At 45.8% G+C, this 19863-nt stretch carries 19 protein-coding genes; 5 read left to right on the top strand and 14 right to left on the bottom strand.

Annotation, left to right across the window (positions count from 1 at the left end; genetic code table 11):
* Positions 1–226: 226 nt before the first annotated feature.
* Positions 227–2098, top strand: coding sequence for a methyl-accepting chemotaxis protein (locus tag MU515_RS03955; protein WP_260259053.1), 1872 nt, complete (start codon positions 227–229; stop codon positions 2096–2098).
* Positions 2099–2171: 73 nt separating this feature from the next.
* Here the strand turns inward: MU515_RS03955 and bcp are convergent, their stop codons facing one another.
* Both bcp and MU515_RS03945 read right to left on the bottom strand, forming a co-directional pair.
* The gene (bcp, locus tag MU515_RS03950) at positions 2172–2639 is read right to left on the bottom strand and encodes a thioredoxin-dependent thiol peroxidase (protein ID WP_260259052.1); all 468 of its coding nucleotides are present in this window, start codon (positions 2637–2639) and stop codon (positions 2172–2174) included.
* Positions 2640–2652: 13 nt separating this feature from the next.
* Positions 2653–3195 (bottom strand): glycine cleavage system transcriptional repressor, encoded by a 543-nt coding sequence (locus tag MU515_RS03945; RefSeq protein ID WP_260259051.1) that lies wholly within the window; start codon positions 3193–3195, stop codon positions 2653–2655.
* A 374-nt stretch (positions 3196–3569) separates the two neighbouring features.
* Between MU515_RS03945 and dapA the strand changes: the two genes are divergently transcribed.
* Together dapA and bamC are read left to right on the top strand one after the other, a co-directional pair.
* On the top strand, positions 3570–4448 hold the full coding sequence (gene dapA, locus MU515_RS03940; protein WP_260259049.1) for a 4-hydroxy-tetrahydrodipicolinate synthase: 879 nt from the start codon (positions 3570–3572) through the stop codon (positions 4446–4448).
* A 54-nt stretch (positions 4449–4502) separates the two neighbouring features.
* Positions 4503–5525: an outer membrane protein assembly factor BamC gene (gene bamC, locus MU515_RS03935; protein WP_260259048.1), complete on the top strand. Its 1023-nt coding sequence runs from the start codon at positions 4503–4505 to the stop codon at positions 5523–5525.
* A gap of 79 nt (positions 5526–5604) precedes the next feature.
* Here bamC and MU515_RS03930 read toward each other — a convergent pair whose 3' ends face one another.
* Together MU515_RS03930 and rnt are read right to left on the bottom strand one after the other, a co-directional pair.
* Positions 5605–6930: a Na+/H+ antiporter family protein gene (locus MU515_RS03930; RefSeq protein ID WP_260259047.1), complete on the bottom strand. Its 1326-nt coding sequence runs from the start codon at positions 6928–6930 to the stop codon at positions 5605–5607.
* 29 nt (positions 6931–6959) lie between these two features.
* Entirely contained in the window at positions 6960–7610 is a 651-nt protein-coding gene (gene rnt, locus MU515_RS03925; RefSeq protein ID WP_260259046.1) for a ribonuclease T, read from the bottom strand.
* A gap of 278 nt (positions 7611–7888) precedes the next feature.
* Here rnt and motY point away from each other — a divergent pair, with 278 nt between their 5' ends.
* Positions 7889–8770, top strand: coding sequence for a flagellar protein MotY (motY, locus tag MU515_RS03920; protein ID WP_260259045.1), 882 nt, complete (start codon positions 7889–7891; stop codon positions 8768–8770).
* A 105-nt stretch (positions 8771–8875) separates the two neighbouring features.
* Here the strand turns inward: motY and MU515_RS03915 are convergent, their stop codons facing one another.
* Both MU515_RS03915 and gloA read right to left on the bottom strand, forming a co-directional pair.
* On the bottom strand, positions 8876–9313 hold the full coding sequence (locus MU515_RS03915; protein WP_260259044.1) for a DUF2753 domain-containing protein: 438 nt from the start codon (positions 9311–9313) through the stop codon (positions 8876–8878).
* A 120-nt stretch (positions 9314–9433) separates the two neighbouring features.
* On the bottom strand, positions 9434–9850 hold the full coding sequence (gloA, locus tag MU515_RS03910; RefSeq protein WP_260259043.1) for a lactoylglutathione lyase: 417 nt from the start codon (positions 9848–9850) through the stop codon (positions 9434–9436).
* Positions 9851–9991: 141 nt separating this feature from the next.
* Here gloA and MU515_RS03905 point away from each other — a divergent pair, with 141 nt between their 5' ends.
* On the top strand, positions 9992–10897 hold the full coding sequence (locus MU515_RS03905) for a siderophore ABC transporter substrate-binding protein (RefSeq protein WP_260259042.1): 906 nt from the start codon (positions 9992–9994) through the stop codon (positions 10895–10897).
* Positions 10898–10969: 72 nt separating this feature from the next.
* On the opposite strand, the gene nth is transcribed toward MU515_RS03905, so the two are convergent.
* The 8 genes from nth to MU515_RS03865 all read right to left on the bottom strand — a co-directional run bounded on the left by nth (position 10970) and on the right by MU515_RS03865 (position 19795).
* The gene (gene nth, locus MU515_RS03900; protein ID WP_260259041.1) at positions 10970–11605 is read right to left on the bottom strand and encodes an endonuclease III; all 636 of its coding nucleotides are present in this window, start codon (positions 11603–11605) and stop codon (positions 10970–10972) included.
* A 103-nt stretch (positions 11606–11708) separates the two neighbouring features.
* Positions 11709–12401: an electron transport complex subunit E gene (locus tag MU515_RS03895; RefSeq protein WP_260259040.1), complete on the bottom strand. Its 693-nt coding sequence runs from the start codon at positions 12399–12401 to the stop codon at positions 11709–11711.
* Positions 12394–13029, bottom strand: a complete 636-nt coding sequence (rsxG, locus tag MU515_RS03890; RefSeq protein ID WP_260259039.1) for an electron transport complex subunit RsxG — start codon at positions 13027–13029, stop codon at positions 12394–12396. The genes MU515_RS03895 and rsxG overlap by 8 nt, the downstream gene beginning before the upstream one ends.
* A 9-nt stretch (positions 13030–13038) precedes the next feature.
* Positions 13039–14085, bottom strand: a complete 1047-nt coding sequence (rsxD, locus tag MU515_RS03885; RefSeq protein WP_260259038.1) for an electron transport complex subunit RsxD — start codon at positions 14083–14085, stop codon at positions 13039–13041.
* A complete protein-coding gene (gene rsxC / locus MU515_RS03880; protein WP_260259037.1) occupies positions 14085–16859 on the bottom strand; it encodes an electron transport complex subunit RsxC in 2775 nt (924 codons plus the stop codon). The genes rsxD and rsxC overlap by 1 nt, the downstream gene beginning before the upstream one ends.
* A gap of 8 nt (positions 16860–16867) precedes the next feature.
* Positions 16868–17452: an electron transport complex subunit RsxB gene (rsxB, locus tag MU515_RS03875; protein WP_260259036.1), complete on the bottom strand. Its 585-nt coding sequence runs from the start codon at positions 17450–17452 to the stop codon at positions 16868–16870.
* A complete protein-coding gene (rsxA, locus tag MU515_RS03870; protein WP_260259034.1) occupies positions 17452–18033 on the bottom strand; it encodes an electron transport complex subunit RsxA in 582 nt (193 codons plus the stop codon). Before rsxA ends, rsxB begins: the two co-directional genes overlap by 1 nt.
* Positions 18034–18388: 355 nt before the next feature.
* Positions 18389–19795: a YfcC family protein gene (locus tag MU515_RS03865; protein ID WP_260259033.1), complete on the bottom strand. Its 1407-nt coding sequence runs from the start codon at positions 19793–19795 to the stop codon at positions 18389–18391.
* Between the last annotated feature and the right edge of the window lie 68 nt (positions 19796–19863).

The raw sequence follows: 19863 nt of genomic DNA, 5'->3' as shown, positions 1-19863 counted from the left end.
CGCTGAAATTACCAAGTAAGATGATTATTCAACCCAGATGCATGAGTATCTGGGTTTTTTGTTATTTATAAATCATGGGTTTATAAATAAGGTTACAGTTATAATTATTTTTGTTAAAAAGATTACTAAAGTCGATGATGGATAAGTCGATAAATTAAGAGTCGAGAGACTCATTATAAAAAACGTAAACACAACGTTAGGTCATTATTTCATTTAGAGGGATGTCATGAAATTTAGCCAAAAAATTGTTGCTGCTTCTTCATTGCTACTATTTGTCACCGTATTACTGCTTTCTATACAGCAGCTAATGTTGGTGAAACACGAAGTTGAAACTTTAGTGGATACCAGTCTTACCGAGATTGAACAGGGGATCAGCCTCACGGTAAGCGCGGAGATGAACAGCAAACGCGATCTTGCTACGTCTTCAACAGAAATCATTCAACTGTCACCTTATGACCGCTCTTATGTGGCCAATATCTTAGAAACACCAGTCATCAAACAAGGCTTTCTTGCCGTCGGTTTTGGTTACGAGTCTGATGGCTCAGTGATTGAAAACGATGACGGATGGGAAGTGGATTCAAGCTACGACCCGCGTAAGCGCCCTTGGTACATTGCTACCCAATCAAAAGGTGCGGTGATCGTTACTGACCCTTATGTAGATGCTTCAACTAAGAAAGTGATTATCTCTATTGGTACGCCAGTAAAAGATAACGGCACATTTGTCGCAGGTATGTTCTATGACCTAGAGCTCACCGGCCTTGCTGAGTTGGTGAACAAAACTGATTTACTTGGGGCGGGCTATCTGTTCATTGTGACCGAAGACGGCACAACCATTGCCCACCCAGAGGCGGAAAATAACGGCGAGAAGATGGCGAGCTATTTGCCAAATGTCGCCATTAAAGAGGGAGCACAGCGCTTTGAAAAAGATGGTGTTCCTTATTTAGTTCGCTTTACCAAAGTGGCCTCTGAAGGTTGGTACGTCGGCTCATTAGTGGATGAGTCTATCGCTTTTGCCACCGTCGCTGAAATGCGCAGTAGCTCGATCATCTACATTGTAATTGCTCTGGTTTTGAGTGTGATTGGATTGTCTTTATTGATTAAATACCTAATGAAACCACTCGGGGACTTGAACCGTGCGATTCAAGATGTGGCGTCAGGTCAAGGGGATTTAACCAAGCGATTAGACACCAATACGGATGCCGAGTTTGCTGAACTTGCACGCGGATTCAACACCTTCACGGAAAGTTTACAGCAGCAAATCATTCAATCGAAAGCGATTGGTGCAGAGATCTTAAGTGGCACCGAAATGGCAGTGACCAGCGCGCAGCAATCTTCAACTGCGGTACATAGCCAGCTTGAAGAGCTAGAGCAACTTGCTACAGCAATGAATGAAATGTCGGTCACAGCAACTGAAGTCGCTAATAATGCTCAAGGTGCTGCGGAAGCCGTGAAAGAAGCGGATCAAGCAACGATTGAAGGGTCAAACGTGGTGAGTGATACCACAGATGCCATCAATCAACTTTCAATGCGAGTGGATCAAGCGGTTGAAGAGGTTGTCGGATTAGAGTCTGCGACTTCTAACATCGAAACCATTTTGAAAGTAATCAACGATATCGCAGATCAAACGAATTTGCTGGCGCTTAATGCTGCTATCGAGGCGGCGCGAGCTGGTGACTCTGGTCGTGGTTTTGCGGTCGTTGCGGATGAGGTTCGTACCCTAGCGCAAAGAACTCAGGAATCCACTACTGAGATCCGCAATATGATTGAGCAGTTGCAAGTTGGCGCAAGCTCAGTATCGAATGCAATGAATGAAAGTAAATCGACAGCGGATGTTGCCGTAGAACGCGCGCAGCAAGCGGATGCCTCTTTGCAAGTTATTCGAACCATCATTCAACGTATTACCGATATGAACCTGCAAATTGCTTCTGCAGCGGAAGAGCAGAGCCTAGTATCGGAAGAGATCAACAGTAATACAGTGCGTATTAAAGATCTTTCTACTCAGGTTTCAGAGTCGGCTAATAAATCGAATGTGGCGATGCAGCAACAAACTGAGAATGTTCGTAAGCAAGATGAGCTATTGAACAAGTTTATTGTTTAACTACCTTTCAAACATAAGCCAGAAACGAAAAACGCCAGCAAAAGCTGGCGTCTTTTATTGAAGCGATAAACTACTAGTTTTCGTTTAGGTAGTTCAGCACCACTTCATGGTGATCTTTGGTTTTGAACTTATTGAATACGTGTTCAATCACACCTTCTTCATTAATTAGGAAGCTGATGCGGTGGAGGCCGTCGTATACTTTGCCCATGAACTTTTTCTCGCCCCACACACCAAATTGTTCCGCAACGGCGTGGTCTTCGTCAGAAAGTAGAGTGAAGTTAAGGTTATCTCGCTCGATGAATTTACCTAGGCGTTTTACCGGGTCAATGCTGACGCCTAATACTACAACATTGTGTTCATCCAATTCTGCTTTAGTATCGCGTAGGCCTTGCGCTTGCACCGTACAACCCGGCGTCATTGCTTTCGGGTAGAAGTAGAAAAGGACTTTCTTACCAGCGAAATCAGAAAGTGACACTGTGTTGCCATCTTGGTCGAGCAGTGAAAAGGCGGGAGCAGGTGAGCCTGCAGTGAGCGTATTCATGGAGATTCCTTTTTTATTGGCTGTTTTTTATGAAGTTCAATGACCCTTTTACGCTGAGCTCGGCGCAGAGTTCATTGAACTCTTCTTGAATTTGCATCAGGTTACACTCTGAATCCACCAAGGCAGTTAATGCCAGATGAAACTGGTCCGAATCGGCATGAAGTTTGTCTTTCTCATGAGTTTGAGCACTTAGAGAAGAAAGGCCGATTTGCTTGTTGGCAAAGAACTGAGTGAATTTTTCAGTTAGCCCTGGCTTGTCATCAGACTCGATAAACACTTCAAGCGTGTAAGAGTTATTAGGATGGTCATGCTTTGAGGTGCGCTTCATCATGGTGATGAGGTCATGCTCTTGGCCAAGTAGAGGTAGCGTGGTTTCTACGCGGGTGATGGCCGCGTTATTGCCAGAGAGCAACATGATTAAGGTGAATTCATTGCCAAATAGAGCAATGCGACTATCAACAATATTGCAGCCAGAACGAGTTACTAAATGTACCACTTGATTGCATACGCCTGGGCGGTCGGTTCCTACAGCGGTAATCACCAGATGCTGAGTCATAATATCACTTCGATTTCCTTACATTAGACAAATAGCTTAGCACAGTTAGTGGCGAGAAAAACGCCGCACAAGAGCATTTTTGAGTGATAGCTGAGTAATTGTACACTTAGCGGTTGAAGCCTGACTGGCCTTTGACACAAGGGGTAAGAAAAGGCGTATTTTGCTCGCCTTCATTGAATACTTGACGAGTATTGAGAACCATTTAGATTCATTGAAACCTGTTGTGCAATATGACGTAGGTCTGAATTCTGTATCTTGATGTCAGTTAGGTATAAATATTCATACTAATAGGCGATTTAAGCGCGTTTAATCGCTTGTGTTTTTGAATCGCATTAAAGTACCATGCTGAAAGAAGCAAAATAAGGGAGATAGACATGTTTTCAGGAAGTATCGTAGCGCTAATTACACCATTTAATCTCGACGGAGAAGTGGATTACGCAAGCCTGAAGAAGCTGGTCGACCATCATGTCGAAGCCGGTACGGACGCTATCGTATCTGTTGGTACGACGGGTGAGTCTGCGACGTTAACTGTCGAAGAGCATGTCAAGGTAGTAGCAAAAACAGTTGAGTTTGCGGATGGACGCATTCCTGTTATTGCTGGTACTGGCGCAAACGCGACCCACGAAGCAGTGACTTTTAGTCGATTACTTAACAATTCAGGCATCGTAGGTTGCTTGAGTGTGACTCCGTATTACAATAAGCCGACTCAAGAGGGCTTGTTCCAACATTTTACTGCTATCGCTGAAGAAAGCGATGTGCCACAAATTCTTTATAACGTGCCGGGCCGCACAGGTGTTGACCTACTGCCAGAGACTGTGGCGCGTTTAGCTAAACACCCAAACATTGTTGCGCTGAAAGATGCGACAGGTGATTTAGAAAGAATTGCAATTCACCGTGAACTTTGTGGCGAAGATTTTATCTTACTAAGTGGTGATGATTCGACAGGCTTAGATTTTGTCCGTCTTGGCGGCCAAGGCGTGATTTCGGTAACGAACAATATCGCAGCGAAAGACATGGCTGATATGTTCCGTCTTGCTCGTGAAGGCAAGTTTGACGAAGCTGAAATCATCAACAAGCGTTTGATGACGCTACATAAGAATTTATTTGTCGAGTCAAGCCCGATCCCAGTTAAATGGGCAGCACACAAAATGAGTCTGATTGAAAACGGTTGTCTTCGCCTGCCACTGACAGAGCTGTCAGAGGAAGCGATACCGACTGTTTCTCAAGCCATGACTGAGGCTTGTATTTACTAATTTATAATGGATTGCTGAGGCTGCGGCCTCAGCATTTATCTATCAGGAGTTTCAATGAAATTGTCATCCCAGCTAGTTGTTAGTTCGCTAGCTGTTTTTGTTTTAAGTGCATGTTCCGGAAATGCAAGTCAACGCCGTCAGGCACAGGACGACTTTGAGTATCTCAATACTCCTACGTTTAGTGAATGGCAGTCTATTGAAGGTGCTGAACCTCAGTTTTACACCAACTACCAAGTGCCTCAAGGTGACTTCCGAGGTGGTGTTGGCCCTCAAGTAGACATTCGTCCTCCGCAACAAATTCTTGAATTGATTCCTGGCGCTCGAATTGACCGCAAAGGTGGCGATGTGACCCTTTGGTTACTTCGTGCAACTGAAGCCGACAAAGTGTGGTCAACTGCGCAAACGATGCTGAATGAACGCGGTATCGGTATTCAAAATCAAACAGAAAACAGCATTGAAACCGGTTGGGTTACTTGGGTTTCAGAAGATGAAGATTTACCGCTAAGTGCGCGTTACCAAATCTCTCGCGTGACGTCGAATGGTCGTCATGGTGTTCACCTTGCGTTAATTGATTGGCGTGAAGGCTCTGACGTTAAGCCAGTAACTTTGACGAACAAAGAGCGTTACAGCGCATTGATGAGTAACTTGGTTACTGCTCGTTATGATTTGGATATTCGTTTAGAAGCTGAGCGCAAAGCGCGTGAGTTGGTGAAGAACATTCCAATCACTATGGGTACTGACCGCTCTGGTTTACCAGTGATTATCGCTCGTGCGCCATATGATGTACTTTGGAACCGTTTGCCAGATATCTTGCCAGCGATGGGCTTTAATATTGAAGAACGTAACCGCTCACAAGGTACTATCAAAGCGAAATACGTTGAACAGGACGATGAGTTCTGGCAAGAAATTGGTGTAAAACCGGTTGAGCTTAGATCAATTACTTATACCTTCCTATTTGGTGACCTTGGTAACCGCACGTCGATCAACGTGACCGATGCGAAAGGTAAGCCAGTAGAAAGCGAGCTACTAAAAGATATGGTGCCAGTATTGGCAGCAATGGCAGAGAAATACCAATAATCTCTGCAGCGACAAATTCGCGTAGATACAAAAAAGCTGACTCATTTGAGTCAGCTTTTTTTATATCACATGGGCGCGGTTATAGAACCATCGCCGCCAACCAACCAAAGGCAATCAGTGGTAAGTTGTAGTGAATAAAGGTTGGGACAACCGTTTCCCATATATGCTCATGCTGCCCATCAGCATTTAGGCCGGATGTTGGGCCTAAAGTCGAATCCGAGGCTGGAGAGCCAGCATCACCAAGCGCTGCCGCCGTGCCGACTAGAGCGATAGTTGCCATCGGAGAGAAACCAAATGCTGCCGCAAGAGGAACATAGATAGTGGCAATAATTGGAATAGTAGAAAACGACGAGCCGATACCCATAGTCACCAATAGGCCAACCACTAACATTAATAGTGCAGCGAGAGGTTTGTTGTCACCAATGCTGGTGGATAGAGCTTCAACCAAAGATTCAACGCCACCAGTTTGCTTCATGACTGCGGCAAAGCCTGCAGCAGAGATCATAATGAAACCAATCATGGCCATCATGTGAACGCCTTTAGTGAACACATCATGGGTTTCTTTCCATGCGATAACGCCACCAAAGGTAAACACCATAAAGCCCGCTAGTGCACCAATGATCATTGAGCCTGTCGCCAATTGAACGGCTAGGGCAGCAACAATACCTGCAGCGGCAATAAAGATGTTCTTCTTGTTAATTGTTTGCGTTTGTTGTTCTGTGGTAGTGTGTGCTGTTTCAGCGTACTCACGTGGTTTACGGTAAGTAAACAGCACGGCTGTGAGTAGGCCAAACAACATACCAGCAGCTGGTAGTAGCATTGCTGTTGGAACTTGGCTCGCTACAACATTATCTAGGCCGTTGTCATGTAGGTTTTTAAGCAGAATGTTGTTTAGGAAAATACCACCAAAACCAACCGGTAGAACCATGTATGGTGTGATTAGGCCAAATGTTAGCACACACGCAACCATACGACGGTCAAGTTTGAGTTTGGCAAATACGCCCAGCAAAGGTGGAATAAGAATAGGGATAAAGGCGATATGAACTGGAATGACGTTTTGAGACGACATAGTTACTAATACTAGGGCAACAAGTACAGCGTATTTCAAGCCAGTAGAGGCCGCGCCGCTTTCTTTGCCATGTAGACGTTTAATAACGCTATTTGCTAGTAGATCGGTAATACCAGATTTAGAAATCGCGACAGCAAAAGTACCAAGCATTGCATAGCTAAGTGCGATAGTTGCACCGCCACCAAGGCCGCTCTCAAATGCTGAGACCGCATCGTTTAGACTCATGCCCGACACTAGACCACCGACAATTGCGCTGAATGTCAGGGCGACCACAACATTCACTCGCATCAGTGCTAGTACCAGCATGATACAGACAGAAATTACAACAGGGTTCATAATTAACTCATTGATTGTGTTTACAATTATTATTCTTCGACATCATCAGTAATAGGCCAGCCACCAAGAGCTTTCCATTTATTAACGATGCCACAGAAGAGCTCTGCGGTTTTTTGTGTATCGTATAGCGCAGAATGGGCTTCTTTGTTGTCAAATTCCATCCCAGCAGTTTTGCATGCTTTGGCCAGAACGGTTTGGCCGTAAGCAAGGCCACTTAGTGCGGCAGTATCAAAAGTTGCGAAGGGGTGGAACGGGACTCGTTTTAACTTGCTGCGTTCGCTCGCTTCCATCACAAAGCTGTGGTCGAAAGTGGCATTGTGAGCAACGATAATTGCGCGGCTACAATCCGCGGCTTTTTGCTCTTTACGCACAAGTTTGTAGATTTCCTTGAGAGCTTCAGATTCGGCAACCGCACCACGCAATGGGCTAAATGGGTCGTGGATTCCGGTAAACTCTAGTGCTTCTTTCTCTAGGTTCGCGCCCTCAAAGGGCTCAACATGAAAGTGAATCGTCGACGCTGGATGAAGATCGCCATGCTCATCCATTTTTAAGGTGATGGCACAAATTTCGAGTAGTGCGTCAGTTTTGGCGTTAAATCCCGCGGTTTCAACATCGATTACCACAGGGAAATAGCCGCGAAAGCGTTTTTTAAGCGTCAATGCTTCGTTTTCTACAGTCATGTTTAGTTAATTTTGTGTGATTAGAGAAGCATTATTGCAGATTCTATCTGCAATACCAATCGCCAATAGCAGGAGATATCGCCTTGTTATTCCTTTGCTAATATCATTGAGTGGCGAGGGATTAGGCGTTGTTTCTATTTATTGCTGATAGAAGTAGCAACAATAAGTGTATTCGCTTGAGCAACCAAAAGTTGGCGGGCTTCTTGCTTTATACTTAGCAACAACGATAAGCGGCAAGCTAGTGCCGCGTGTGACATATTCAAGAGTAAAGTTAAAACATGAAGAAGCGGTTAGCCACAAGCGTAGCACTTTCAATGATTTCTATAGCAGCCCCAAGTGTTGCTATGGATAAACACTACGTGGCGACACCTCAACAGTCTCAATGGCAAATGGTGGTCAACACGCCATTAGAATGCCGCTTGGTTCACCCTATCCCAAATTATGGTGATGCGGTGTTCTCTTCTCATGCCAGTAAAAAACTTAACTTGGATTTTGAACTCAAAATGAAGCGCCCTATGGGTGAAACGCGTGATGTTTCCCTTGTTTCTATGCCGCCAGCTTGGCGTCCGGGTGAGGGCGCAGATCGCATGACCAATATTCGTTTCTTTAAACAATTTGATGGTTATGTAGGTGGTCAAACAGCGTGGAGCTTACTGAGCGAACTTGAGAAAGGTCGTTATCCGACATTTAGCTATCAAGAATGGCAAAGCCGAGATCAAAGGGTAGAAGTTGCGCTCTCTTCGGTACTGTTCCAACCTAAGTACAATGTATTCAGTGATTGTATTGCTAACCTGCTGCCATACAGCTTTGAAGATATCTCATTCACGATCCTTCACTATGATCGCTCAAGTGTTCAATTGAACAAGGCATCGCAGAAACGTTTGGCACAAATTGCCGAGTATATTCGTCACAACCAAGATATTGATTTGGTGTTGGTATCCACTTATACCGATTCGGAAGACAGTAAAAGTGCTAGCCAGCAACTTTCGGAGCAGCGTGCTGAAGTGTTGAGAAGTTACTTTGAGTCGATTGGTATGCCACAAGACCGTATTCAGGTACAAGGTTACGGTAAGCGTCGACCAATTGCCGATAACGCCTCGCCAATTGGCAAAGACAAAAACCGCCGCGTAGTGATTTCACTGGGGCGTACTAACGTTTAGCACTCTTGTTTAGTGGTATTGCTACACGCTAGAAAAGTAAAAACCAGCCGTTTGGCTGGTTTTTTTGTATTGGCGTGACTAAATCACCAATAAGGGGAAACTTAATTAGTTTAGACGGAATTTTGCGATTAGGTTGCAGTTTGTCGCTGTGTCTATATCTTGCACCATACGTGCAATTTTTGGGTTTGGGTGGCGTTTCATGAACTCAATCAGCGCTTTTTTACAGCAGCCCATTGAATCTACAAAAGCATCACAGTCACTGTTCGGACATTGAGGTACCAGTGTTAGCACCTTTTCCGAAGCCAGTTTTAGATATTTTAACTCATACTTTACATCACCCATGGTTCGCCAAAATGACGCCATGTTGTGACAAGAGATGACTGAAATCATCAGACGGTCTTCTACGTCAATCGATTCAGAATCACCGATATCTTCGCTTAGAGTCAGAGCTTGTTGATAGTGAAGAATACTACGCAAATGATCTTTTTCTTTTAGAGCGATATCAGCCAGTAAAGTATGTTTCTCCCAGTCAGCGATACCCATTTCATAAATCTCCATCTTCCAGATGCGATAAAGATTAAATGATAATGATTATCATGTAAAGTGTTAATAATTCACCATGGAAGTTGCAGCGAATTATTAACACGAATTTTACTTAGATGACTAACCTTCTAGGCCAGCAGATGCTTGGGTATTCTGAATAAGTTCAATCATGTATCCGTCAGGGTCTTTGACGAATGCAATGTGTGTTGAGCCACCTTTTACCGGGCCTGCTTCGCGCGTTACATTACCGCCCGCAGCTTTGATGGCATCACAAGTTGCGTAAATGTCGTCAACGCCGATGGCGATATGACCAAATGCGTTGCCAAGGTCGTATTCACTTGTGCCCCAGTTGTAAGTCAGCTCAATCACTGAACCTTGAGACTCATCACCGTAGCCTAGGAAAGCAAGAGTGTATTTGTACTCTTCGTTGTCGTGCTGACGCAGCAATGTCATGCCCATTACGTCAGTGTAAAATTGGATAGATTTATCTAAGTTACCCACGCGAAGCATGGTATGAAGAATGCGGCCATTTGACATGGAAGTGCTCCAAAATTAAACAAAATTACGTTTTATCTTAGCACGGATTTGTCTAAGTAAATGCGCCTTTTGCTTGATTGCTCAATAAGGTATGGGTATATTTGCCAACCACTGATAATGACTCTCATTAAGGTTTATGGAATGAACAAGTACCTAGGTATTTTTCTCGCAATGTTGTTTTCTACGGCAGCAATGGCAGAAACAGTCACAATCGAGCACCAGAAAGGAAAAACAGAAGTTGAAGTGCAACCAAAGCGGGTTGTCGCGATTGGTTTTGGTGTATTGGATGCGCTTGACAAGTTTGGTATTGATCCGGTTGCTGTGGCGAATGCCTCGCACCTACCTTCCTATCTGGCGAAGTATAACCAAAACGATTATCCATCAGCAGGTAGTCATTTTGAGCCGGATTTTGAAAATATTTTCACCGCCAAACCAGATCTTATTATTATTGGCCCTCGCGCTTCCTCTAAATATGATGAGCTTTCTGATATTGCGCCGACCATTATCTTTTCGGCAAATTTGAAACACGACTATTGGACGAGTACGCAGCAGCAGTGGCGAAACTTGGGCAAAATTTTTGCTATCGAAGATAAAGTGGAACAGAAGATCAAACAGTTGGATGCGCAAATCTCAGCGATTCGTGAGCATAATCAAGGCAACAAAATTGATGCTCTGACGGTATTGAGCCTGGGTGAGAACATTACCACCTTTGGCGCGCATTCGCGTTTCTCTGCGATCTATCAAGATTTTGGTTTCCTTGAGACGGTGAAAAAAGAAGACGCAGGTAACCACGGTGATCTGGTGTCTTATGAATTCATCCACGAAGTAAACCCAAGCATTATTCTCGCGATTGACCGTAATAAGCTCGATGCTAATTCAAACTACGATTTAACTCAGGCGTTTGATAATGATCTAATCAAGCAGACTAAAGCTTACAAAAATAAGCGGATTGCTTTCTTGGATGTAGACTCTTGGTATGTATCGATTGCTGGTGTTCACTCTACCGAGCAAATGATCAAAGATGTGCAAAGCGTAACGGAGCTTTAATCCGTCAATAACTTATAAAGTGCATTAAAAAGGCAGCCTATGGCTGCCTTAGTTTTTTGGCTCGAGGCGAGTCTACACTTCTGTTTTTTCTTTAAACTCACACAAGTCTTCAATAATACAACTGCCGCAGCGTGGCTTGCGGGCAACACAGGTATAACGGCCGTGTAGAATCAACCAGTGGTGTACATCGAGTTTGAATTCCTTTGGCACGACTTTAAGCAGCTTTTCTTCTACTTGGTCTACGTTTTTACCCATGGCAAATTTGGTTCGATTCGAAACGCGATAAATGTGCGTATCGACAGCGATAGTTGGCCAACCAAAGGCGGTATTCAGTACAACGTTAGCGGTTTTGCGTCCAACACCAGGTAGAGCCTCTAACGCCTCTCGGTTTTCAGGGACTTCACCATTGTGTTGCTCGAGTAAAATTCGGCAAGTTTTAATGACGTTTTCCGCTTTTGAATTAAATAGCCCGATAGTTTTGATGTAATCCTTTACGCCATCGACACCTAAGTCGAGCAACCCTTGCGGCGTGTTCGCGACAGGGTAGAGTTTATCCGTGGCTTTGTTTACGCTAACGTCGGTTGCTTGTGCGGAAAGTAATACCGCTATAAGCAGTTCGAAAGGAGTGCTCCAATTTAGTTCTGTCTGCGGGTTAGGATTGTTTTCCCTCAGCCGCTCAAGAATCTCAATGCGTTTGGTTTTGTTCATTTTGTTGGCTGCTGCTTCTAGTGTGACCAGTCAGATGAGTACCTCTTCGGGCGTGTTATTTCATTCTGACTGGTTTTGGTTTACATCTCGCTTACCGAGATGATTAAGAGTTGGTAACGCGTACTCGCTCTATCGCCTGTTTTTGTTGTTTTGGTTGGCGATCGGCTAGTTTTTTATCAATGACATTTTTCAACGCGATCATTAAGCCTACGCCAATAAAAGCGCCTGGAGGCAATAAGGCGAGTAGAAAACTGTTATCGATTTGGAATACTTCGATGCGTAATACTTTTGCCCACTCACCGAGCAGTAAGTCAGCACCGTCGAATAGTGTGCCATTGCCAATTAATTCACGCATTGCACCTAGAGCGACTAGAGCCGCCGTCATACCCATGCCCATCCAAAAGCCATCTTGAGCTGACGGTAACAGCGCATTTTTTGAGGCAAAAGCTTCTGCGCGGCCAATGATGATGCAGTTGGTCACAATCAGCGGGATAAAGATACCCAGCGATAGGTATAAACCGTAGGCGTAAGCATTCATCAGTAACTGAACACAGGTTACTAGTGACGCGATGATCATAACGAAAACCGGAATACGCACTTCTTTTGGCACGTAATCTTTAACTAACGATACGGTCACGTTAGAACCCACTAGCACCAATAACGTCGCGACGCCTAGGCCTAATGCGTTGGTGACTGTTGATGAAACCGCAAGTAGTGGACAAAGCCCAAGTAGCTGAACAAGGGCAGGGTTGTTATCCCACAGGCCATCCTTAATCAGTTTTTTATGCTCAACCATGGTTACCTCCACAGTTTAAAGGTTGTTCTAACAACGTTTGACGGTTTTGGTTAACGTAGTCGACGGTATTTCTTACCGCTTTCACCACAGCGCGAGGTGTAATGGTTGCACCGGTAAATTGATCAAATTGACCGCCATCTTTGCGCACCAACCATGTATCACGGTTATCGTCGGAGACGTTTTTGCCAGTAAAGCCCAAAATCCAATCGCCGACCCTTAAGTCTATTTTATCACCCAGTCCTGGGGTTTCTTGGTGAGATAGCACTCGAGTGCCCGTGATCGTACCATCGTGCTTGATACCAACAATGATTTTAATTGCACCGTTATAGCCGTCAGGGGCGATAGCTTCGATAGCAATCGCACTCGGTTGGCCGTTTAGAGTCGCGATATAGGCAGGCATCGGCTCTTCTGTGCCTAACGCTGCATCTTTAACCAAAGTGCAAGATTGGTACATTTCGTTGTCGTGCAGTTTATGCGGAATCACTTGGTTAAGTACCGAGAGCAATTGCGCTTTTTCTTGCTGATGAATCTGATCTTTGGTCAGATATTGAGTTAGCGCCACTAAGCCTGTTGAAGCACAAGCAAACAAGGCTAGTGTTGCGCCATTTTTGCGTATCGCGTTTAGCATACGTGTTCCTTAGTGCCCATAAGTTCGAGGTTTAGTGTAGTAGTCAATTAAAGGTACACACATGTTCGCCAGCAGTACAGCAAACGCCACGCCATCAGGGAAGCCGCCCCAGCTGCGAATGATAAATACCATCGCACCGATAAACGCACCGAAAATCAGGCGTCCTTTAACTGTCGTTGAAGCCGACACCGGATCGGTAGCAATAAAGAATGCACCTAGCATGGTTGCACCAGAGAAGAGGTGAATCATAGGTGAAGCCGTTTGCTCTGGTGTGATGAACATGAATAGGCCACTGATAACCAGTAATGAAGTCAGGAAGCCGACTGGGATATGCCAGTTAATGACACGCAGCTTAATGAGCGCGAGGCCACCTGCTAGGTAAGAAAGGTTAACCCACTGCCAACCCAAGCCCGCAAATGGGCCAAATTGAGGCTGTCTTACTGCTTCGCTGACGGTACTGCCTGTGAGTAGGGCGGTTTTTAGGCTGTCTAGCGGAGTTGCCATTGTGACGCCGTCAATACCGGTACGAATTTGCTGCAATGACAGCCCTTCGTTATTGAAGCCAGTAAAGATGAGTGAAAATGCATCCCCCATCGAGATAGGCGTAGCTTGTAACTCAACTGGTGAGATCCAGCTGGTCATCTGTAATGGGAATGAGATCAGCAATACCACATAAGCGACCATTGCAGGATTAAATAGGTTTTGGCCAATACCACCATATAGGTGCTTAGCGATGATGATCGCGAAGATAAGGCCAATGGTGATGACCCACCAAGGAGAAAGTGGTGGAATAGCGATCGCCAGTAACCAAGCGGTCACCAGCGCACTGTTATCACGTAGTGCAGACATCGGTGAGCGTTTACGCAATAACATGACCAGCCCTTCAAGGGTTAAGCCAAGTACGATCGCGAGACCGAGTTGGATAAGTGTTCCCCATCCAAAAAAGTAAGTCTGTGCTGCTAAACCAGGGATAGCACATAGCGCTACCCACTTCATTAGGTCAGGAGTGCTTCTGCGGCTATGCGCATGGGGTGAGCTGGCAATGAAAAAGGCCACTACTCTTTCTCCTCAGATTGTTTCAATTTTTCTTGTTCTGCTTTACGCGCCTTAGCGCGGGCTATCGCGGCGGCAACGGCTGCCTTTTTCGGGTCAACTTCCGGTTCAGGTGTTGATTCTGATGCAGGTTCGATTTCTGCTTCCGATTGCGCATTAGCTTGTTGCTCTGCTTTACGTGCTTTAGCTCGCGCTATCGCGGCAGCAACGGTTGCCTTTTTCGGATCGACTTCTGGTCCAGGTGTCGATTCTGATACCGGTTCGCTTGCCGCTTCCTGCTGGGTATTGGCTTGCTGCTCTGCTTTGCGCGCTTTAGCTCTCGCGATTGCGGCAGCAACGGCTGCTTTTTTAGGGTCGACTTCTGGCTCAGGTGTTGATACTGATACAGGTTTGCTTACCGCTTCCGGCTGGGTATCGGCTTGTTGCTCAGCTTTGCGCGCTTTAGCTCGCGCGATTGCTGCAGCAACGGCTGCTTTTTTCGGGTCGACTTCTGGCTCAGGTGTCGATTCTGATACAGGTTCGCTTGCCGCTTCCGATTGGGCATTAGCTTGCTGCTCTGCTTTACGTGCTTTAGCTCGCGCTATCGCGGCAGCAACGGCTGCCTTTTTCGGATCGACTTCTGGCTCAGGTGTAGATTCCGATGCTGGTTCCGTTACTGATTGAGTATCGGCTTGTTGCTCTGCTTTACGCGCTTTTGCTCGCGCTATTGCAGCTGCAACGGCAGCTTTCTTTGGTTCGGCTTTCTGATCTGATGGTGTTTGCTCAGAGCTTGTTGCCTGTGCAGATTCAGCTTGCTGTTCAGCCTTGCGTGCTTTTGCACGAGCAACCGCAGCGGCAACGGCGGCTTTCTTATCGTCTGCCGCTTCAGCATTATTTGAAGTACTGTTTGATTCGGCCTTTTTTGCTTTCGCACGGGCAAGCGCGGCTGCAACTGCTGCTTTTTTATCACCAGCCTCAGTTTGACCGATGTCTTCTTTTGCTGCGGCTTTCTTCGCTTTTGCTCGCGCTATCGCTGCAGCAACAGCATCTTTCTTGTCAGTAGCGCTATCTGCAGGAGCTTGTTCTTTTTCTGCTTTGCGTTCACGTGCAAGACGTTTGCGCTCTTCGCGCAATTTCGCCATTTCGCTGTTGTCAGGTTCAGATTGACCAGCTTGCTGCGCAGCGGCTTGTTTGGCTTTTGCTTTGGCAATCGCCGCTGCTACGGCTGGTTTCACTGTTGGCTCAGCAGGCTTGTCTGTTGAATCCGATTTTTGCGCTTTCACACGTGCAATGGCCGCCGCGATGGCATCGTCGCCACCGGTTTTCTTCATCTCTTGACGACGATCGTCAGCTGCCTTTTTAAAGCGATTCTCGCGTTCGGCTTTGTCGCGTTCTAGGCGAGCTTTTTTCTCTTCAAAGCGTTGTTTCGCGCGCTCCGCTGCTTCTGCTTCTTCTTTGCGAGTACGAATCTCAGCTTTTGCTTGGCGATAGTATTGAACCAGCGGAATTTCACTAGGGCAGACAAAGGCGCAAGCGCCGCATTCAATACAATCTTTAAGATTAAGCTCTTCGCACTTATCAAATTCTTCTGCTTTGGCATGCCATTGCAGTTGTTGTGGAAGTAATGAGGCAGGGCAGGCCTCGGCGCACTGACCACAGCGAATACACGCCATCTCGTATTGATCAGAAGCGATCTCACGTCGAGTCGGCGCTAAAATACAGTTGGCTGTTTTGGTGATAGGGACTGCTGAGTGTGGCAGCGTAAAGCCCATCATTGGGCCGCCCATAATTAAACGCGGTAACTTTTTATCCGCTTTATAGCCAAATTCGGTGAGTAAATCTTCCACCGAAGTGCCAATCAGCGCCCAAACGTTTTTCGGTTGCTTAAAGGTTTTACCCGTTAAGGTCACGATGCGCTCGATTAATGGCTCGCCATGACAAACGGCGCGTTGAATGGCATACAGCGAACCAACGTTTTGCACCAACAAGCCAATGTCAGCCGGAATGCCGTTATTGGGTACTTCTTTGTTGGTGAGGACTTTAATTAGCTGTTTTTCACCACCCGACGGGTATTTGGTCGGGATAACACGAATCACAATGTCTTTGTGTTCGGCGGCTCTTTCTAGCGCTTTAATCGCTTTTGGCTTGTTATCTTCAATACCGATAACTGTCAGTTTCGGCTTGAGGATGTGCTCAACAATTTCAATGCCTTGAATCACTGCGTCCGCGTATTGCTGCATTAGAATATCGTCAGCGGTGATGTATGGTTCACACTCAGCGGCATTGACGATCAAGATTTCTGTACGGGCTAAACCGGATTGGATTTTCTTAGCAGTAGGGAAGCCAGCACCACCCATACCAGATACACCCGCTTGGCGAATCACTTCGATAAGTTCATCAGGGGTTTTATTAGTAAAGTCTGCAATGGGATTGCGTTCAATCCATTGGTCTTGCTGGTCTGGTTTGATTACCACACACATTTCGCTTAAACCAGATGGATGAGCAGTAGTGCGAGGTTCTATTGCCGTGATCGTGCCTGAGGTTGGCGCATGCACTGGCAACATGAAGCTCATGTCGTATTTAGTGAGCGGCTGACCTTTAAGAACGTGATCGCCTACATTTACGATAAGGTTACCGGGCTTACCAATGTGCTGTTTGATTGGTAATACGATCTCTTGAGGGATTGCGGCACGAGCAATATCCGTTTTTAAAGACTGCTTTTTGTTTTCTGGTGGATGAACGCCACCAGGGAAATCCCAAAGTGCGCCAGTTTTGATTTGTTCGATTAATGACAACATACCAGTCCTTAATTCACACTATTCTGCTGCTCAGCAGAATCGGTAATATCAACAACAGGAATGGCGTTCAATTGCCACTTCCAATTCGCTGTAGTGGTTTCTACAGGGATCATTTCAATACAATCGGTTGGGCACGGTGCAACACATAAATCACAACCAGTACATTCATCCTTAATGACGGTGTGGAGCGCTTTAGTACCACCAACGATGGCATCAACCGGGCACGCTTGAATACATTTTGTGCAGCCAATGCACATGTCTTCGTGAATAAAGGCGACGGTTTTCACTGACTCCGATAAATCATGCGCTGATTCAGTCGCTTCAACGCCCATGAGATCGGCGAGCTTTTCAATGGTTGCTTGGCCGCCAGGAGGACACTTGTTTATTGAATCGCCGTTAGCAATTGCTTCGGCGTATGGGCGACAGCCTGGATAGCCGCATTGACCACACTGGGTCTGAGGCAGAATTTCATCAATTTGATCGACGATAGGATCGGCATCAACTTTAAATCGGATCGATGCAAAACCAAGTACGGCACCAAATAACGCTGCAAGGGCTGCGAGAGCGATGATGGCAATTAAAATGGTACTCATTATAGCTTCACCAACCCAGTAAAGCCCATGAATGCTAGTGACATAAGGCCTGCGGTGATCATCGCAATAGAAGCGCCTTTAAAAGGAGCGGGTACATCAGCCGCAGCAATGCGCTCACGCATTGAAGCAAATAGGATCAAGACTAACGAGAAACCGACTGCCGCACCAAAACCGTAGATGATAGATTCGATGAAGTTATGGTTTTCATTGATGTTCAGTAGCGCTACGCCTAAAACTGCGCAGTTAGTAGTGATCAGAGGTAAGAAGATCCCGAGCAGGCGGTACAAGGTCGGGCTGCTTTTGTGCACCACCATTTCGGTAAATTGCACCACCACGGCGATCACAAGAATAAAGCTCATAGTACGCAAATACTGTAGGCCCAAAGGGACTAAAATGTAACTTTCAACAAGATACGCGCACACTGACGCCAGAGTTAGCACAAATGTGGTTGCTAACCCCATACCAATAGCAGTTTCTAGCTTCTTAGAAACTCCCATAAATGGACATAAGCCCAAAAACTTCACCAGTACAAAGTTGTTGACGAGCACAGTGCCGACCAACAACAAAAGATATTCGGTCATAATTATATAATTTAAGTAATCCGATCCCGCCATTATCCTGCTTTGGCTGCTATTTAACAACCAAGGAAAGCTAAGGTTTTATACTCTTGATTAAAAATTATACGCAATCTAAAGCAAGATTGGTTAGCCAATCGTTTACTGCCGAGAGTCAGTTAGCAATGGAGCTTGCAACAAAATGAGTGATTTGACAGTAATTGAAGTGTAGTCACTTAATTGCGGGGCGCAGCGGTGAATTTTACCCATTCGGAGAATGATGCTGCCTGTTTTCTGGTGAGGGAGAAGTTTAGATACGAAAAAGCCGCATACGATGATGCGGCTTTCCTGAATTTTGGTTCGCCTATTGAGCTAACCATATTTAACCTAGCATCACTCCCAAACTCAGTAACACCATCACCATTACAGTCAATATAGCTAATAATGGCCCAATAAATTTCAACCACGCAGGGTAAGCTATGCGACCAATAGCTAAACCACCCATCACTACACCTGAAGTTGGTGTGACAAGGTTGGGTAGACCTGATGCTGATTGGTAAGCGGTTACGACTAACTCACGGCTTACGCCAGCAAAGTCGGCAAGTGGTGCCAAAATTGGCATCGACAATACAGCTAAACCAGAAGAAGAAGGTACAACCAGACACATTACAGCTTCAATCCAATAAATGGCGTTGATAAACGCAACTTCATGTAGGCCGCCAAGCAACCCTTCTGCGTAGTTTAAAATAGTGTGAGTGATATTGCCGTTGTCCATGACAACGACAAGACCGCGTGCGATGGCGATGATCAAGGCCACCCCGAGCAGATCACGAGCGCCGTTAACGAAACTCTCGGTGACTTCTGCTTCTGACATGCAAGCCACTATGCCGACGACAATACTTGAGCCGATAAACAGTGCGGATAGCTCTGCCATCCACCAACCCGCGATAGAGACACCCCACATCATAATCACAAAGGTAATGCCAAAAATGGCCAAGATTACTTTACGAGTGGTAGTGAATTCTGGCGTTTTTTGCTGTTTGCCGTGTAAGAAATGATCAAGGTTTGATTCACGCTGGTGGGCAACAATAGAGAGCTCAGGGTTATGTTTTACTTTTTCTGCGTAACGCATGACGTAAACGACACATGCGATCCAACCAAGCACCAAAATGATTGCGCGTAATGCAAAGCCTTCCATAAAGTTGATTTCTGCTGCGTTAGAGGCAATCACAGTCGCAAATGGGTTAATAGTTGAGCCCAAGCAGCCGATGCCAGCGCCAATCATAATGATGGCAACACCAACAATGCTGTCGTAACCTGCGGCGATCATGACTGGAATTAAAAGTGCGTAAAATGGGATTGTTTCTTCCGCCATGCCGTAGACAGTGCCACCTAGGGCGAACAGCCCCATTAGGATTGGAATCATCCACTTCTCGCGCCCTGTTAGGCGTTGCATTGTGCCGGCGATACCCGCATCAATTGCTCCGGTATGTGTGACCACAGCTAGAAAGCCACCAATAACCAAAACAAACAGTGCCACGTCAACTGCTCGTGCGGCATAGCTAATCGGATCATAAAAACCTTGAATTGGTGCCATCAGGATATCGACGATTCCTTGTGGATTGGCATCAACCGTTTGATAGGTACCAACAACGGGCACCATTCTCCCCAAGGTTTCGTTGGTTTCCATCTGGTACTGACCTGCTGGAATCGCCCAAGTTAAGATTGCCATTAATACCGTGAGCAACATTAAGATCGTATAAGCGGAAGGAAATTTAATTTTTGTCATAGGGTTGTCCTCTTGTTTTTATGGGCACTAGGCCCATAAATGTTCGGTCACAATTACGTGCTCCACGG

Source organism: Vibrio intestinalis (genome assembly GCF_025195085.2).
GTDB classification, from domain to species: domain Bacteria; phylum Pseudomonadota; class Gammaproteobacteria; order Enterobacterales; family Vibrionaceae; genus Vibrio; species Vibrio intestinalis.
Note: the sequence above shows the minus strand (reverse complement) of the source record. Positions and strands in the feature narration are given on the sequence as shown.

Bases quoted from the DNA above. Each gene is read 5' to 3' on its own strand.
- MU515_RS03905 (WP_260259042.1), top strand. From the start codon at position 9,992: ATGAACAAGTACCTAGGTATTTTTCTCGCAATGTTGTTTTCTACGGCA.
- MU515_RS03895 (WP_260259040.1), bottom strand. From the start codon at position 12,401: ATGGTTGAGCATAAAAAACTGATTAAGGATGGCCTGTGGGATAACAAC.
- MU515_RS03930 (WP_260259047.1), bottom strand. From the start codon at position 6,930: ATGAACCCTGTTGTAATTTCTGTCTGTATCATGCTGGTACTAGCACTG.
- dapA (WP_260259049.1), top strand. From the start codon at position 3,570: ATGTTTTCAGGAAGTATCGTAGCGCTAATTACACCATTTAATCTCGAC.
- rsxA (WP_260259034.1), bottom strand. From the start codon at position 18,033: ATGACCGAATATCTTTTGTTGTTGGTCGGCACTGTGCTCGTCAACAAC.
- MU515_RS03915 (WP_260259044.1), bottom strand. From the start codon at position 9,313: ATGGGTATCGCTGACTGGGAGAAACATACTTTACTGGCTGATATCGCT.
- bamC (WP_260259048.1), top strand. From the start codon at position 4,503: ATGAAATTGTCATCCCAGCTAGTTGTTAGTTCGCTAGCTGTTTTTGTT.
- motY (WP_260259045.1), top strand. From the start codon at position 7,889: ATGAAGAAGCGGTTAGCCACAAGCGTAGCACTTTCAATGATTTCTATA.
- rnt (WP_260259046.1), bottom strand. From the start codon at position 7,610: ATGACTGTAGAAAACGAAGCATTGACGCTTAAAAAACGCTTTCGCGGC.
- gloA (WP_260259043.1), bottom strand. From the start codon at position 9,850: ATGTCAAATGGCCGCATTCTTCATACCATGCTTCGCGTGGGTAACTTA.
- MU515_RS03865 (WP_260259033.1), bottom strand. From the start codon at position 19,795: ATGACAAAAATTAAATTTCCTTCCGCTTATACGATCTTAATGTTGCTC.
- rsxG (WP_260259039.1), bottom strand. From the start codon at position 13,029: ATGCTAAACGCGATACGCAAAAATGGCGCAACACTAGCCTTGTTTGCT.
- nth (WP_260259041.1), bottom strand. From the start codon at position 11,605: ATGAACAAAACCAAACGCATTGAGATTCTTGAGCGGCTGAGGGAAAAC.
- MU515_RS03945 (WP_260259051.1), bottom strand. From the start codon at position 3,195: ATGACTCAGCATCTGGTGATTACCGCTGTAGGAACCGACCGCCCAGGC.
- MU515_RS03955 (WP_260259053.1), top strand. From the start codon at position 227: ATGAAATTTAGCCAAAAAATTGTTGCTGCTTCTTCATTGCTACTATTT.
- rsxC (WP_260259037.1), bottom strand. From the start codon at position 16,859: ATGTTGTCATTAATCGAACAAATCAAAACTGGCGCACTTTGGGATTTC.
- bcp (WP_260259052.1), bottom strand. From the start codon at position 2,639: ATGAATACGCTCACTGCAGGCTCACCTGCTCCCGCCTTTTCACTGCTC.
- rsxB (WP_260259036.1), bottom strand. From the start codon at position 17,452: ATGAGTACCATTTTAATTGCCATCATCGCTCTCGCAGCCCTTGCAGCG.